Raw genomic sequence first — 13,827 nt, forward strand, 5'->3', positions numbered from 1 at the left:
ACGCCGCAAATCCACACGAAATGTCCCTTAAGCCAAAAGTTAAGCGCTTAGCGGCGCAGACCCAGGCGAGAAATCAGGTCGCGGTAACGGTCAACGTCGTTAGCGGCCAGGTACTTCAGCAGGCCACGACGGCGACCAACCATGAGTAGCAGACCACGGCGGGAGTGGTGATCGTGCTTGTGATCCTTGAGGTGCTCGGTCAGGTTGTTGATGCGGGTGGTCAGCAGGGCAACCTGTGCCTCCGGGGAGCCGGTGTCGGTCTCGTGCAGGCCGTACTCCTTGAGGATTTCAGCCTTCTTCTCGGTGCTCAAAGCCATGGAAAATCTCCTATTGTATTTCAGTCCACATGAAATGATGCGCCGTGAGGCGCTGCCCGTGACTACTGTGGACCGCAGTCAGCAAGCCGAAGTAGAAGTATAGAGGCTTCCCAGCTTCGACATCAAATCATCAACGAAGCGCGCATCATCCACTGCAACGGCGACACGGGCGGTGGGGTTATCCAGTCGTTCCGGGTCCCCAATAGTGCGCCCGTTCTCCTCACACCGCAGGTTGAGATCTAGGCATGTAACCAGCGAGGGATCCGCTGCCACGGCCACCGCCAAAGGATCGTGGAGCCCACAACCGCCAAGGTGCGGCGAGGTCGTCCTGTAGGCGCGGATGTAGTAGTCCACGATATCCGCATAAATACGACCAGTGGGTGTACCGCGCCATTGCTTCGTGTGCTCCCTGGTGAGCAACGTGCGCAACGTGACGTCGAGCCCCACCATGGTGAGATCGCGAGCATGCCGGAAGACATAGTCCGTAGCCTGCGGGTCTTGGAAGACATTGGCCTCGGCATAGGGCGTGACGTTCCCGGGCACGGTCAGCGCGCCGCCCATCATGACGATGCGGGCGTTGCGGGCGAAGTCCGGGTCTTCACGCATAGCAGCTGCGATGCTTGTCGACGGTCCCGTCGGCACAATCACCAGATCCTCACCATGCTCACGGACCGAACGGATAAGAAAGCCCACTGCATCCTCATATGCCTTGCGGCGCGGCGGAGGCAGAAGCACTTCCCCAAGTCCATTGCGGCCATGGATGAACGCTGAAATGGGGGCAACGTTAAAGCCCAGGCGTGTCGGCCCAATGAAGACGGGGACATCCTCGGCGTCGAGAAGCTCCAGCAACGCCAGCGAGTTACGCACGCCCAGCGCCACCGGCACATTGCCATAGGTGCCGGTGACCCCGATCAACTCGAGATCAGGGTGCGCTACGGCATAGGCGAGAGCGAGGGCATCGTCGATTCCGGTGTCGAGGTCGAGGATGATCTTCATTTAGGCCTCGCGTGCCAGAATCTCACGAACTCGAGCAACGTCTCGCTCCATAGCCGTCAGGAGTTCCTCCACGGAGTTGAATTTCTCCATGTCTCGCACGTGGTCGACAAAGTGCACGGTGGCCTCGTGCCCGTACAAGTCTGCGTCACGGTCCAGCACGAAGGACTCCACAGAGCGCTCCTCGTCGCCGAAGGTGGGGTTCGTACCCACCGAGATAGCGGCTGGATAAGGAACGCCGGGCTCCATGTCGCCTTCGAGTGGAGCGCCGGTGGGTTCAACCACGAACCAGCCCGCGTAGACGCCATCGGCCGGGATGGCGACGGATTCCGGGAAATACTGGTTGGCGGTCGGGAAACCAAGCTCCTTTCCGCCGCGTCCTGCACCGCGCACAACGGGCCCGGTCACCGTAAAGTGGCGTCCCAGCGCCCAATTGGCGCGCGCAATATCGCCCTTAGCAAGAGCGGCGCGGATGTTGGTGGAGCAGATGCGCTCGCCCTCGTCGTCAAGCAAAGGCACGATGTCAACGTCGAACCCGAATTCGGCACCGAATTTCGCTAGCGCCTCCGCGGTGCCGGACGCGCCTGCGCCGAAGGTGAAGTTCTCCCCCACCACGACGTGCTCTGTGTTCAAACGCCCCACCAGGAGATCCGCCACGTACTCGCGCGGCTCGACGCCCCGGAGTTCTTCGGTGAAGTCGATGACGAGCACGGCCTCGATGCCCATCTCTTCCGCCAACTGCATGCGGCGCTCAAAAGTAATCACGGAGAGCGGCGCGCGCTCCGGCAAAAACACGGAGACTGGGTGCGGATCAAAGGTCACCATGATTGGCCGTTGGCCATGCGTGCGCGCATGCTCGACGGCCTTTGTGACCAACTGTTGGTGACCGCGGTGCAGGCCGTCGAAGACACCAATCGTCACCGAGGTCGGGCCAAGGTCAGCGGGGATGCTATCGATTCCGTACCAAATATCCACGGGCACCATGCTATCCCACTGCGGCCGGTGCCCTAGACTGCAGGGCATGACTGATCCGCTCGAACGTTCCGGCCTCGTGGTCGTCGACAAACCCGCCGGCATGACCTCGCACGACGTCGTGGGAAAACTCCGCCGCTTCTTCCGCACCCGCAAGGTGGGCCACGCGGGCACGCTTGATCCGATGGCCACGGGAGTGCTCGTTGTAGGCCTCGAACGTGGCACCAAGTTCCTCGCGCACATGGTGGCCTCCACCAAGGCCTACGACGCCACGATTCGCCTCGGCATGGCTACCCACACCGACGATGCGGAAGGTGAAGCTACGTGGGGCAAACCGGCAACCAGTGTGGAAGATTCTGCCATTGCGCACGAGGTTGCTGCGCTGACCGGCGATATTCTGCAGCGGCCGGCAGCGGTCTCCGCTATCAAGATCGATGGTAAACGCGCGCACGAAAGGGTGCGGGCAGGCGAAGAGGTTGAGATCCCCGCGCGCCCAGTAACGGTCAGCCGCTTCGATATCCTCGATACGCGGCGCTGCGGCGAATTCGTAGATTTAGACGTGTCGGTCGCGTGTTCTTCGGGAACCTACATCCGCTCGCTGGCTCGGGATCTGGGTGAAGCCCTCGGCGTCGGCGGGCACCTTACCGCGCTGCGCCGCACGGAGGTGGGCCCTTTCACGCTTGACGACGCCCTCCCCCTCTCTGCTCTCGAGGACTCCCCGACGCTGTCCCTGAGTCTCGATGAGGCTCTCACTCGCAGCTATCCGGTTTTAGAAGTCACCGATGATGAGGCCCAGGCTCTGGCTATGGGCAAATGGCTGGAGCCGCGTGGGCTGAAAGGCACGTACGCGGCCGTCGATCCGCAGGGACGGTCAATTGCCCTGGTCAAGGAGAAAGGAAAGCGCTTAGCCACGGTTTTCGTCGCGCGGCCCTCGACGCTTTAGTGACCCGGTTTACCTGTCAAAATTGAGCGCTGGAACGGCAGCAGAAACGATGACATAGCCATCCCGGATGATCCAGTGCCCCGTAATAAACGGCACTGGAGTCGGCCGTGCCAAGAGGTAAGAGACGAGCGTTCCGTCTAGGCGCAGGTCAATTTCCGCTTGGTCAAAATCAAGCCACCGCCGGGTCATGGGAAACCAGGTCTTGTAGGTGGCCTCCTTGGCACAGAACAACAGGCGGTCCGGGCAGGAAATACCCGCCGCTTGTAACTGAGCCAGCTGCGGCATCTCCCCCGGCCGAGCGATCATCGTCAGCACATGCTCCGGCAAAGGCTCCGCGGGTTCGGCATCCAGCCCCATCGAGCGCACGTGGGTGGTTGGCGCTGCTACCGCTGCACGCAGGCCTTCGGTGTGCGTCATCGATCCGGTATAGCCCTCCGGCCACAGCGGCATGCCTCGCTCGCCGCGCAGAATCGGCTCATTGTCGGTGTAGTTGAGCTCCTTCAAGGCTTGGTGGGCACACCAGCGTGCATCCCCAAATTCGGACTTACGCACGTCCACGGCTTGGGAGACCACGGAGCGCTCCTCCGGGGATAGGTGGTTGTAATTGAGCAGATCGGTCATCGACTCGTCTGTACGCACATAGCAATAGCGCGCTGACTCCGGGAAGAGGGAAGGCTCAAGCATGCTCTGCCCTCCCTGTCTTCTCATCGATACTCAGCACCGGATATGGCCACGGCTGGAGATGCCCGTGCGCTTGCCACTCACGCGGATAGCCCAGAGACACCTCAATGTGGTCTACTCCATCAATGTTGGCTCGGTTAGGCATATGGAGGTGACCGTAGATGACCGCCTTGGCGTTGTAGCGCCGCGGCCAGGAACGCGTGTGGCGGGTTCCACACCACAACGCCACCTCGGGCCAGCGCAGGTACAAGGTTGGCTCCTGCACCAGTGGCCAGTGATTGATCAGGACGGTCTCGCCCTCAACCCGTGATAGGCGCTTGATGGAATACGCCAAGCGGTCCCAGCACCACGCGCGCACATCGACGAACGGGGCGATAGCAAATTCATCAGTCATGATGATCTGCTTCTGCTTCGCGCTCGCAAGCGCCTGCTCTACCGTCGTTCCCGGCGGACGAAAACTGTAGTCATACAGCGTAAAAAGCGGGACGACAGTAACCCCTCCAAAAACCGGGAAAGGGTCTTCTGGGGTAACCACGCCAATCTCCCGGCAGCCTTCCACGAGCCGATCGTATTTTTCACGTCCCTGATACGCGTCCTGGCCGCGGGAGAAGAGCTCGTGATTGCCGGGCACCCAGATCACGGTGGCGTAGCGGTTTTTCAGCCGCGCCAAGGTGTTGATGACAAGGTCAATGCGCTCGGCCACATCGCCCGCCACAATCAACCAGTCATTCGGATTCGGCGGAACGAGTTCCTCGATACGGTCCCCGTTGACTCGCACCGCCGCGTGGAGATCGGAGACAGCCCACAACGTGGTCATAGCGCCTCCTTCACACAAACATTCTCTCTACTTTTACCACAGGGCTAGACCTGCGCCCACCGCATTGAGTAGAAGCGCCACACCACGCCCACCATGCGGATGAGGATGAACGCGGCGATTCCGCCCCACACCCCGGTCAGGCCGGTGCCGAAAACCAGGGCCAACCAGACACCGGGGAGGAAGCCCAAGAGCACCGATGCGAGGGTGAGCGTGCGGAGGAAGGCTGCGTCCCCAGCGCCTAGGAGAACGCCGTCTAGGGCGAAAACGACGCCGCCAATAATGACGAGGAAAGTCATAACCCACCACGGGCCGGAAATGACCTCGAGGACCTCCGGGCTCGTAGTAAAAATCTGCGGAATGACACCGGCGCCGAGGCCTAGTACCGCTGCGAGCGCGAGGGAGAAAGACGTCGAGTAGAGCGTCACCTTGGTTCCCACCGTGCGGGCATAGCGCGCTGACCCTGCCCCCAATGCCGCGCCGGTCAATGCTTGGGCAGCGATAGCGAGGGAATCCAGAACGAGGGACAGGAAGTTCCACATCTGCATCATGATTTGATGCGCAGCCAACTGGGCAGTTCCGATACGCGAGGCCACCGCTGCCGCCGACAAAAATGCCACTTGGAAACTCAACGAACGCACGATGAGGTCACGCCCCAACACGAGCTGCCGACGCACAACGCTCCAGCGGACCTCCCACGAACCGGCATGCTCGCGGCGCAGCTCCGCCACGAAGAACGCCGCGATGATCCCCATGCCCAGCACCGTGGCCAGAGCTGAGCCCGGCAGACCCCAGAAGTGCACGAAAATAGGCACCGCGATGGCGCCAGGAACCATACCTGCAAGGGTGAAGTAGAGAGGCTTGCGGGTGTTTTGAACACCGCGCATCCAGCCGTTGCCAGCCATGTTGATGAGGGTAAAAGGAATAGCGACGGCCGCGATTCGCAGCCACTGTGCTGTCCCCCGCGCCGTATCTGGATTGCCAGTCAACCACAGCGCAAAGACGCCGGCAAAGAGCCACATGATGATAGCGAGCACCAACCCCACGCCCACGGCAACCCACGTTGCTTGCACGCCCTCCGCCACAGCCTCTTCCCGCTTACCCGCACCGAATAAACGAGAGGCTCGCGCGGTCGTGCCATAAGACAAGAAGGTCAGCTGGGTCGTGACCACGGAATGTAGCGTGGCCGCAGCTCCCAGCGAGGCCAAATCCTCCGCTCCAAGCCGGCCCACCACCGCGGTATCCAGGAGCAAATAAAGCGGCATCGCCGCGAGAACGCCCAGAGCGGGCACAGCGAGGCGGAAAACCTCCGCGGCAGAAACCTTGACTGGTTGCTCGGAAGCCATTTAGGACAACGCACCTACCAGCTGCGCGATAACCTCCTCGGGCGTTCCGTGCGCGGTATAGCCAGCAGCCGGAACATGCCCACCGCCGCCGAAGGTGAGGGCCACTTCGGCGCAGTTGACCGCAGAGGAACGCAAAGATACTGCCCACACATTGGGCGCCTGTTCCTTGAAGACCACTCCAATGTCAGTGCCCTTCAATGCGCGGACATAGTCGACAAAAGACTCAATGGCGGAATCGGCATGAGACGCGACTTCCTCATGCGGCACGAAGAGAACCGCCAGGCGGTGCTCCCCTGCTTCCTCAATTCTGAGGCCTGAGAGCACACGTCCGATCATCTGCAGGTCATCGGCCGTGCTGGAGTCCATGAGTTCCAGCGCAATCTGCTTGGTGTCGAGCCCATAGAGCATCAGGCGCGCAGCGATATCATGCATCGCTGGGCGGCCCCACCGGAAGTTACCGGTATCGGTAACAAGGCCCGCGTACAGGCAGTGCGCGATGACGCGATCGATCTGGATGGAAAGCCTATCCAGGATATCGAGCAGAACCACCGTGGTGGACTCACACACTGGATCCACCACGTTGATGGCACCAAAGCCGTCGTTAGAAGCATGGTGATCGATACATAGGACGCGGCCGACGGCGGCCATTTTCTCGAGCCCCTGCGCTACCGAACCTGTCCGTTCTATCGAGCCACAGTCCACAGTGACATAAAGGTCGTAGCCCTGCGGAAGCTCATCCACCAACTCAATCTCGTCCACGGTAGGAATGGAGAATAGGTTGGCGGAAATATCGCGGCGCTGCCCGATCACGGTGCGGGTCTGCTTCCCGCGCTGGCGCAGCGCCAAGGTGAGGGCCGCCGCAGAGCCGACAGCATCGGCGTCTGGGCGCAAGTGCGTGATAATGCAAATACTGCTGGCCTGCACCAGAGCATCAACTGCGGCTTCGTAGTTGGTTCGTGACACTTAGTCCTCTTCCTTATCCGAGGTCTTGTACGGATTCGCATCACCAGCCGGCTGCGCGCCTTCCTTCAACTTGGCCAACTCCGCATCGCGGGCACGGGCGCGGGCGAGCAAATCCTCCATGTGAGCGGACGCCTCGGGGACAGTGTCAAGTTCAAAGGACAGCGTCGGTGTAAAGCGAACCGACAGTTCGTCGCCCACGATCTTGCGCAACTGCCCCTTAGCTCGCGTGAGAGCCTCGGCAGCCTGATCATAATCCGGCTCGGATTCGATATCCGCGCCGCGCACCGTGTAGTACACGGTGGCATCGTGCAGGTCACCCGTAACGCGGGCATCCGTGATAGTCACAAGCTCAAGGCGACGATCCTTAATCTGGCGTTCAATAGCGCTAGCAACGATTGTCTGAATGCGCTTTGCCATGCGCGCGGCGCGTGCGTGATCAACCATGGTGAAGCTCCTTTGCGTACGGGTACTGGCAACTAGTCTAGGATACCGATTCTGCACCTTTCGGCCGAAATGATTAAAGCCCAGCCAGGAAACTTTCCTGGCTGGGCTTTGTTATCTGAGCGCTCTTAGTGAGCGGAGAGCTCAGATGTGATTAGTCGCGCGGGACCTCGACTTCCTCGTAGGCCTGGATGATATCGCCTACCTGGATGTCCGGGTAGGACAGGACCATACCGCACTCGTAGCCGGCGTTGATCTCGTTTGCGTCATCCTTCTCATGGCGCAGGGACTCGATCTTGGCATCGGAGACGATGACGTTTCCGTCGCGCACGAGGCGAACCTTGCCGTTGCGCTTGACCTTGCCCTCGGTGACCATACAACCGGCAATGGTGCCGACGGCGGAGGACTTGAACAGCGCGCGGATCTCCGCCGCACCGGTATCCCGCTCCTCGTAGATGGGCTTGAGCATGCCCTTGAGAGCTGCCTCAACCTCTTCAATGGCGCGGTAAATCACGGTGTAGTAGCGGATGTCAACGCCCTCGGCATTCGCTTCCTCCGTCGCCTTGCCTTCAGCGCGAACGTTGAAGGCGATGATGACGGCGTCGGAAGCCGCAGCCAGGCTGACGTTGGTCTGCGTCACAGCACCGACGCCACGGTCGATGATGTTGAGCTGAACCTCGTCGTCGACCTCGATGTCCAGCAGGGCATCTTCCAGAGCTTCGACGGAACCGGCATTGTCGCCCTTGAGGATGAGGTTGAGCGTCGAAGTTTCCTTGAGCACTGCATCCAGATCCTCGAGGGACACGCGCTTGCGGGCCTTGGCCTGCAAAGCAGAACGCTTACGCGCGTCACGCTGCGCGGCAATCTGGCGAGCGACGCGGTCATCTTCGACAACCAAGAGGTTGTCGCCGGCACCAGGCACGCCGTTGAGGCCCTGCACCTGGACCGGACGGGACGGACCGGCCTCTTCCACGTCATTGCCGAACTCATCGAGCATACGACGCACACGTCCGTGCGCATCGCCAACCACGATGGAATCACCAATGCGCAGCGTACCGCGCTGAATGATGACGGTAGCCACCGGACCGCGGCCACGGTCAAGGTGAGCCTCGATGGCAGAACCCTGCGCATCCATATCCGGGTTAGCGGTGAGCTCGAGTGCAGCGTCCGCCGTCAGGATGACAGCCTCCAGCAACTCGTCGATGTTGATGTTGTTCTTCGCGGAGATGTCCACGAACATCGTGTCGCCGCCGTATTCCTCCGGCACTAGACCGTACTCAGTGAGCTGACCACGGATCTTATCCGGGGAAGCTTCCGGCTTATCAATCTTGTTGACCGCGACAACGACTGGGATGTCCGCTGCCTTCGCGTGGTTAATAGCCTCAATCGTCTGCGGCATCACGCCGTCATCAGCGGCGACCACCAGGATGGCCAAGTCGGTGGACTTAGCACCACGGGCACGCATGGCGGTAAACGCCTCGTGGCCCGGTGTATCCAGGAAGGTGATGGTGCGAGGGCCATCCTCGAGCTTCACCGTGGTCTGGTAGGCACCGATGCCCTGGGTAATGCCACCGGCCTCACCCGCACCTTCGTTGGTCTTACGAATGGTGTCCAGAAGGCGGGTCTTACCGTGGTCAACGTGACCCATCACGGTAACGACTGGCGGGCGCTTCTCAAGGGCTTCTTCGCCGCCCTCGTCCTCACCGAACTGCAGGTCGAAGGACTCGAGCAGCTCGCGGTCCTCGTCCTCCGGCGAGACAACCTGGACCTCGTAGTTAATCTCCGAGCCCAAAAGCTGCAGGGTGTCCTCGGATACGGAGGCCGTAGCCGTCACCATCTCGCCGAGATTGAACAGTGCCTGAACCAATGCTGCGGGATCCGCACCGATCTTCTCGGCAAAGTCAGCCAGGGAAGCACCGCGGCGCAGGCGAACTACCTTGCCGCCGCCGTCAGGCAGGCGTACGCCGCCTACCTCATGCTTCTGCTGCTCTTCAAACTCGTGGCGCTTCTGACGCTTCGACTTCTTACCGCGACGCGGTGCACCACCGGGACGGCCGAATGCACCAGCGGTACCACCGCGGCGACCGCCGCGTCCGCCACGGAAACCACCGTGGCCAGGACCACCGTGACCGGGACCGCCGCCGCGACCACCACGGCCACGACCACCACCGCCGCTGCCTGCCGCCTTCGACGGCATGCTGGCCGGGTTCGGGTGTGAAGGCATCATGGCCGGCGATGGGCGACGGCCACCGCTGCGGTTGCCATCACCCTGCGGACGTGCTCCGCCCTTGCCACCGCGGTTATCACCAGGCTTGCCGCCGGAGCGCTGCCCCTTGCTACCGCCCGGACGCGGTCCGGGGCTGGGGCGATCGCTCGAGCCACCCGTGGAGAACGGGTTGTTGGCCACGCGGCGGGTGCCGCCAGGCTTCGGCATGGAGCGCGGCGTAACGGCGCGCTCGCCAGGCTTGTCAGCATTCTTGCGCTGTGCACCCGGCTTCGGGGCACCGCCCGGTTTGGGGGCAGCGCCAGGCTTCGGAGCGCCGCCCGGCTTCGGTGCTGCTGCCCCTGGCTTGGGGGTAGCACCCGGCTTTGGACCAGGCTTAGCCGCAGTCGTTGGTTTCTTGTCTGCTGGCTTCTTCTCTGCCGCCTTCTTGGCAGCAGAAGCCGGGGAGGCTGCCGGCGCGGATTTCTCCGCCGGCTTGTCGTCGCCGCCCTTAGCTTCATAGTGTGCGCGCATTTTCTTGACCACCGGCGGTTCGATGGTCGAGGATGCGGTCTTGACGAACTCGCCTTGTTCCTTCAGCGTGGCGAGCAGTTCCTTGCTGGTTACACCGAGCTGCTTTGCCAACTCGTGTACACGTAGCTTTCCGGGCACTTGTCTCCTCTTTAATCTTTCTAGGAGTCAAGGCCGCGGAATACGGCTTGACCCCTAGTTAATGGCTATGGACTTTCATCGCTGATGCTGCTTCATGGTTGTGCGCTCATCAGTGTTCGGTCTTCCTTTTTAACTCTGGGTCGAACGGGCTAATGCCCGCCGACTGCACCTGCTGCCGAGCAGCGAGGTACTCACGTACGTGACCTGTGTCCACGTCTGTGGACAATCGGAGCGCGCGCCTGAAGGCACGGGTTCGCTCCGCCAGCTCTACTGCCTCCAGATCTGGCCTAATCCACGCTCCCCTACCGGGGAGGCGGCGGCGCGGATCCGGAACAACACGGCTTCCTGTGGGATCGTCCCTATCGGCGACAACCCTGAGCAATTCCGTGTCGGGATGCTTGTGACGCGTGGCGATACAGGTGCGGAGTCGCTGTCCCTGAGACATCCCACTCCTTACGTCGAATCACCACTACCACTACGCCACAGCATTCCTGCATGTGGGCCGTTGTCTAGTCTACGCGAAAATGGGCCAAACCTTTAATCCCACCGCAGGCTGGTGGGAAAGCTAGTCACGAGCGGCATCGGAGTGAATATCAATCTTCCATCCGGTCAGGCGAGCTGCGAGGCGAGCGTTCTGCCCCTCCTTGCCGATAGCGAGCGAGAGCTGGTAATCCGGCACGGTTACCTTGGCTACCTGTGCTTCTTCATCGAGGATTTCTACGCGCACGACCTTCGACGGGGCGAGAGCATTACCCACGTAGACGGCTGGGTCTTCGTTGTGATCGATGATGTCAATCTTCTCACCGCCGAGCTCACGCATCACGTTGCTGACGCGGGAACCCTTCGGGCCGATGCATGCACCCTTGGCGTTGAGGCCCTTGGCGTGGCCGCGAACGGAGATCTTGGAGCGGTGTCCAGCCTCACGGGCGATGGCGACGATCTCTACTGCACCGTCGGCCACCTCTGGGACCTCCAGCTCGAAGAGGCCGCGAACCAGCTCTGGGTGGGTACGCGACAGCGTAATCTGCACCTTCGCCCCGTTGCGGTTTACCCCCACGACATAAGCCTTAACGCGGTCACCGTGCTCGAGCTTCTCCCCCGGCAGCTGCTCGGCCGGCAACAGGAAAGCATCCTGCGAATCGTGCTCGGTACCCAATTGCACCACGATAACGCCGCGCTTGTTGGCGTGGATATCGCGCTGGACGACGCCCGACACCACCGTGCCGATCAATTCTGAATAGGAATCATAGGTCCGCTCCGCTTCGTTTTCGCGCAGCTTGCGCAGGATGGCATCGCGGACAGCCTGGGCGCCGATGCGCCCAAAGTTATCCGGGGTGTCGTCGTACTCGCTGACGACCTCTCCGGTCTCCAGATCGCTTTCCGTCACGATGACGGCAACGGCGCCGGTATCGGCGTCGATATCCACGCGGGACTTTGTCCCCTCCGCCTTCGTCTCAGCGGACTCAGCACGGTGATCCAGGTAGGAATACAAAAGGGCACCCGCGATTGCTTCGAGCAGGTCCTTCACCGGGACGCCTCGCTCGCGCTGAATCGTGCGGAGTGCCTCTAGATCAATATTCACTTGTTAGTCCTCTCGGGTTGCCGAGTTCTGCTCGGCGAAGTCGAACGTCTGCATTGCCGCCTCCAGCTCCTGTGCTGAAGGTTGAGCAAATTCAATTTCTACCACTGCACGGCTCACATTTTCCAATCGCTCGACCTGATAGCGCACCTCCTTCTTCACGGTCGTGATGAGCGCCACTGATTCTTCGTCCGCGGAGAGAGCACCGATTCTGGCGACACGGGTGGTGCCGGGCTCGTCGCTCAACGCATAGCCGACCAGCCTTCCTTGGTTCCGACGCCAATGGCGTGGTGCGCTGAGCGGAAAATCCACGCCGGGGGTCGACACCTCTAGGGTGTAGCCTGCCCCAAAGTTAAGAGTGCCCGCTTCCTCCTGTGCATCAAAAAACTCGGAAATCTCCTGCGAAAGTTCCTCGATGAGATCGGAGCTCGGACGCTCATCACCATCGATACGGATGATGACCTGGGATTTTTTACCAGCTCGTGTGGTCTTGACGTCTTCGATGTCGAGGCCGCGTGCGGCGGCAACAGGCTGGAGGATTTCGGTCAGTTGTGCGGGTGTTGGGAATGCCATGCGCTCTAGACTAGGTCACACGGGTAGGGTCTATCGCGTGAACCGCCGAGTAGTTGTGCCCGCCCTCCTTGTCTGCGCCGCCCCATGGTTGGGCGGCTGCCAAGCCACCGACGCGATCGTGGACTATTTTGGCCCCCACGCGGACCCTACGTTGACCTCTCTGGCTCACGATGCCAGCGCCGACGCCCACGCACTGCAGGAACTCGATCCCGATGCCGCGTCCCTGCGCGCGCAGCACGCAGACGAGCTTTACTCCGAAATTGAGCGCCTCTGCGGCCGCGACGAGGAAGGACACGTTCCGCGCTCCTGCGAAGTGAATCGTGAGGGTGAAGCATACGAGGCCACTGATGCGGCTGCCGTGCTTGCCGCAGCTTCTTCATCGATTGAAGAGCAACTTGACGCGGTCTCCCCGGAATCTCGGCCCTTGCTCGTCGCCCAAGCCATCGCAATGGAGGCCCGCTCCACCGATGAACCGGGCGCTGTGCCGGAGCTGACGGAGGATGACGCTGACCTCGCCACCGAACTCTTGGACTGGGAATACCGGCAGGTGTATGCCTTGGACTTTGCTCGTTCCTATGTCACACCTGACGTCGAAGAGCTGGTTGATGAGCGCCTCGCTCTGCACGAGAACCGCGTCCTCGCGCTCCAAGAAGCAGTAGCCAAAATCGGACCAGTGCCACAGCCCGCAGCGGCCTACACCTCGACCTCCGGTGAGCTGCCCGTAGACGCCGCCTCAGCGCGCGCGTTCCTTGACGACGTCGCGCATAGTGACACGGTGACATGGGCCTCCGCCGCCTCACAGGAGGTGCCCGACCAAGCGGCACCCAATGCTGAATGGCGAAGCTGGCTTATTTCTGTAGCCGCCCAATCTCACCGTATCAGTGCAGCTTAATTCCTCCCTCGCGAGCTCGATTTTCCTAAGCTACCGACGTTTGGCGTTTTTTCGGCGTACAGCGACCAGGCATAGCGCATGACCGGAATCTGCAACGGCAGACGCACCGCATGGTAGATCTTCTTGCCGGTTGATGCCTTACCGCTTTCTAAGTCCCTGTAGGCCTGGTAGAAGTTCGCCGGCCACACGGCAGCGAGCAAAGCTAGGGCTGAAAGGCCGCCTGCAGGCCGCGTCGATGGGTTCGCCAGGAGTGCACCGGTCACCACTTCCCAGGCGCCAGAGGTGAAGTTGTAAAAGCGAGCCGACCCTGGAAGCTGTGGCGGGATGATGGACTCGAAGGGCTTCGGCTTAGCAAAATGCAGCACTCCCATGGCAGAGAGTGCTGCAGCCATTGAATATGTCAGTGCGGGGTTGTGGGAACTCATACCCGCGAGCCTA

General features: G+C 61.3%; 15 protein-coding genes. 2 read left to right on the forward strand and 13 right to left on the reverse strand.

The genetic code is table 11. The features are described 5' to 3' along the window. Window positions 1-47 precede the first annotated feature (47 nt). From rpsO to HMPREF2806_RS13270, 3 genes are all read right to left on the reverse strand, one after another. Window positions 48-317: a 30S ribosomal protein S15 gene (gene rpsO / locus HMPREF2806_RS00605; protein WP_046648089.1), complete on the reverse strand. Its 270-nt coding sequence runs from the start codon at window positions 315-317 to the stop codon at window positions 48-50. A 78-nt stretch (window positions 318-395) separates the two neighbouring features. Beyond that, complete coding sequence (locus HMPREF2806_RS13265) at window positions 396-1,313, reverse strand: nucleoside hydrolase (protein WP_070515623.1); 918 nt, start codon at window positions 1,311-1,313, stop codon at window positions 396-398. Further along, window positions 1,314-2,294, reverse strand: a complete 981-nt coding sequence (locus tag HMPREF2806_RS13270) for a bifunctional riboflavin kinase/FAD synthetase (protein WP_070515625.1) — start codon at window positions 2,292-2,294, stop codon at window positions 1,314-1,316. Between the two features lie 37 nt (window positions 2,295-2,331). Here HMPREF2806_RS13270 and truB point away from each other — a divergent pair, with 37 nt between their 5' ends. Beyond that, on the forward strand, window positions 2,332-3,225 hold the full coding sequence (gene truB, locus HMPREF2806_RS00620) for a tRNA pseudouridine(55) synthase TruB (protein WP_070515627.1): 894 nt from the start codon (window positions 2,332-2,334) through the stop codon (window positions 3,223-3,225). A 9-nt stretch (window positions 3,226-3,234) separates the two neighbouring features. Here truB and HMPREF2806_RS00625 read toward each other — a convergent pair whose 3' ends face one another. The 9 genes from HMPREF2806_RS00625 to rimP form a co-directional block, all read right to left on the reverse strand. Continuing rightward, window positions 3,235-3,909: a 4'-phosphopantetheinyl transferase family protein gene (locus HMPREF2806_RS00625; RefSeq protein ID WP_046648085.1), complete on the reverse strand. Its 675-nt coding sequence runs from the start codon at window positions 3,907-3,909 to the stop codon at window positions 3,235-3,237. After that, window positions 3,902-4,723, reverse strand: coding sequence for a metallophosphoesterase family protein (locus HMPREF2806_RS00630; protein ID WP_049155431.1), 822 nt, complete (start codon window positions 4,721-4,723; stop codon window positions 3,902-3,904). Before HMPREF2806_RS00630 ends, HMPREF2806_RS00625 begins: the two co-directional genes overlap by 8 nt. Window positions 4,724-4,767: 44 nt before the next feature. Beyond that, window positions 4,768-6,066, reverse strand: a complete 1,299-nt coding sequence (locus tag HMPREF2806_RS00635; RefSeq protein ID WP_046648083.1) for an MATE family efflux transporter — start codon at window positions 6,064-6,066, stop codon at window positions 4,768-4,770. Further along, window positions 6,067-7,029, reverse strand: a complete 963-nt coding sequence (locus HMPREF2806_RS00640; RefSeq protein ID WP_046648081.1) for a DHH family phosphoesterase — start codon at window positions 7,027-7,029, stop codon at window positions 6,067-6,069. Beyond that, entirely contained in the window at window positions 7,030-7,473 is a 444-nt protein-coding gene (rbfA, locus tag HMPREF2806_RS00645; protein WP_046648080.1) for a 30S ribosome-binding factor RbfA, read from the reverse strand. A 151-nt stretch (window positions 7,474-7,624) separates the two neighbouring features. Continuing rightward, complete coding sequence (gene infB, locus HMPREF2806_RS00650) at window positions 7,625-10,345, reverse strand: translation initiation factor IF-2 (protein WP_070515629.1); 2,721 nt, start codon at window positions 10,343-10,345, stop codon at window positions 7,625-7,627. A gap of 109 nt (window positions 10,346-10,454) precedes the next feature. Continuing rightward, window positions 10,455-10,790, reverse strand: coding sequence for a YlxR family protein (locus HMPREF2806_RS00655; protein ID WP_070512677.1), 336 nt, complete (start codon window positions 10,788-10,790; stop codon window positions 10,455-10,457). A gap of 120 nt (window positions 10,791-10,910) precedes the next feature. Beyond that, the gene (nusA, locus tag HMPREF2806_RS00660) at window positions 10,911-11,927 is read right to left on the reverse strand and encodes a transcription termination factor NusA (RefSeq protein ID WP_070515631.1); all 1,017 of its coding nucleotides are present in this window, start codon (window positions 11,925-11,927) and stop codon (window positions 10,911-10,913) included. Between the two features lie 3 nt (window positions 11,928-11,930). After that, window positions 11,931-12,497, reverse strand: a complete 567-nt coding sequence (rimP, locus tag HMPREF2806_RS00665) for a ribosome maturation factor RimP (protein WP_070515633.1) — start codon at window positions 12,495-12,497, stop codon at window positions 11,931-11,933. 37 nt (window positions 12,498-12,534) lie between these two features. Here rimP and HMPREF2806_RS00670 point away from each other — a divergent pair, with 37 nt between their 5' ends. Next, window positions 12,535-13,389: a hypothetical protein gene (locus HMPREF2806_RS00670; protein WP_070515635.1), complete on the forward strand. Its 855-nt coding sequence runs from the start codon at window positions 12,535-12,537 to the stop codon at window positions 13,387-13,389. On the opposite strand, the gene HMPREF2806_RS00675 is transcribed toward HMPREF2806_RS00670, so the two are convergent. Beyond that, window positions 13,386-13,814: a DoxX family protein gene (locus HMPREF2806_RS00675; protein WP_070515637.1), complete on the reverse strand. Its 429-nt coding sequence runs from the start codon at window positions 13,812-13,814 to the stop codon at window positions 13,386-13,388. The two genes, HMPREF2806_RS00670 and HMPREF2806_RS00675, sit on opposite strands and share 4 nt — an antisense overlap. Window positions 13,815-13,827 lie beyond the last annotated feature (13 nt).

The organism is Corynebacterium sp. HMSC076G08 (assembly GCF_001811515.1).
Classification (GTDB): Bacteria; Actinomycetota; Actinomycetes; order Mycobacteriales; family Mycobacteriaceae; genus Corynebacterium; species Corynebacterium hiratae.

Coding starts and splice junctions, on each gene's coding strand:
- rpsO (WP_046648089.1), bottom strand. CDS start 317: ATGGCTTTGAGCACCGAGAAGAAGGCTGAAATCCTCAAGGAGTACGGC.
- HMPREF2806_RS13265 (WP_070515623.1), bottom strand. CDS start 1,313: ATGAAGATCATCCTCGACCTCGACACCGGAATCGACGATGCCCTCGCT.
- HMPREF2806_RS13270 (WP_070515625.1), bottom strand. CDS start 2,294: ATGGTGCCCGTGGATATTTGGTACGGAATCGATAGCATCCCCGCTGAC.
- truB (WP_070515627.1), top strand. CDS start 2,332: ATGACTGATCCGCTCGAACGTTCCGGCCTCGTGGTCGTCGACAAACCC.
- HMPREF2806_RS00625 (WP_046648085.1), bottom strand. CDS start 3,909: ATGCTTGAGCCTTCCCTCTTCCCGGAGTCAGCGCGCTATTGCTATGTG.
- HMPREF2806_RS00630 (WP_049155431.1), bottom strand. CDS start 4,723: ATGACCACGTTGTGGGCTGTCTCCGATCTCCACGCGGCGGTGCGAGTC.
- HMPREF2806_RS00635 (WP_046648083.1), bottom strand. CDS start 6,066: ATGGCTTCCGAGCAACCAGTCAAGGTTTCTGCCGCGGAGGTTTTCCGC.
- rbfA (WP_046648080.1), bottom strand. CDS start 7,473: ATGGTTGATCACGCACGCGCCGCGCGCATGGCAAAGCGCATTCAGACA.
- HMPREF2806_RS00655 (WP_070512677.1), bottom strand. CDS start 10,790: ATGTCTCAGGGACAGCGACTCCGCACCTGTATCGCCACGCGTCACAAG.
- rimP (WP_070515633.1), bottom strand. CDS start 12,497: ATGGCATTCCCAACACCCGCACAACTGACCGAAATCCTCCAGCCTGTT.
- HMPREF2806_RS00675 (WP_070515637.1), bottom strand. CDS start 13,814: ATGAGTTCCCACAACCCCGCACTGACATATTCAATGGCTGCAGCACTC.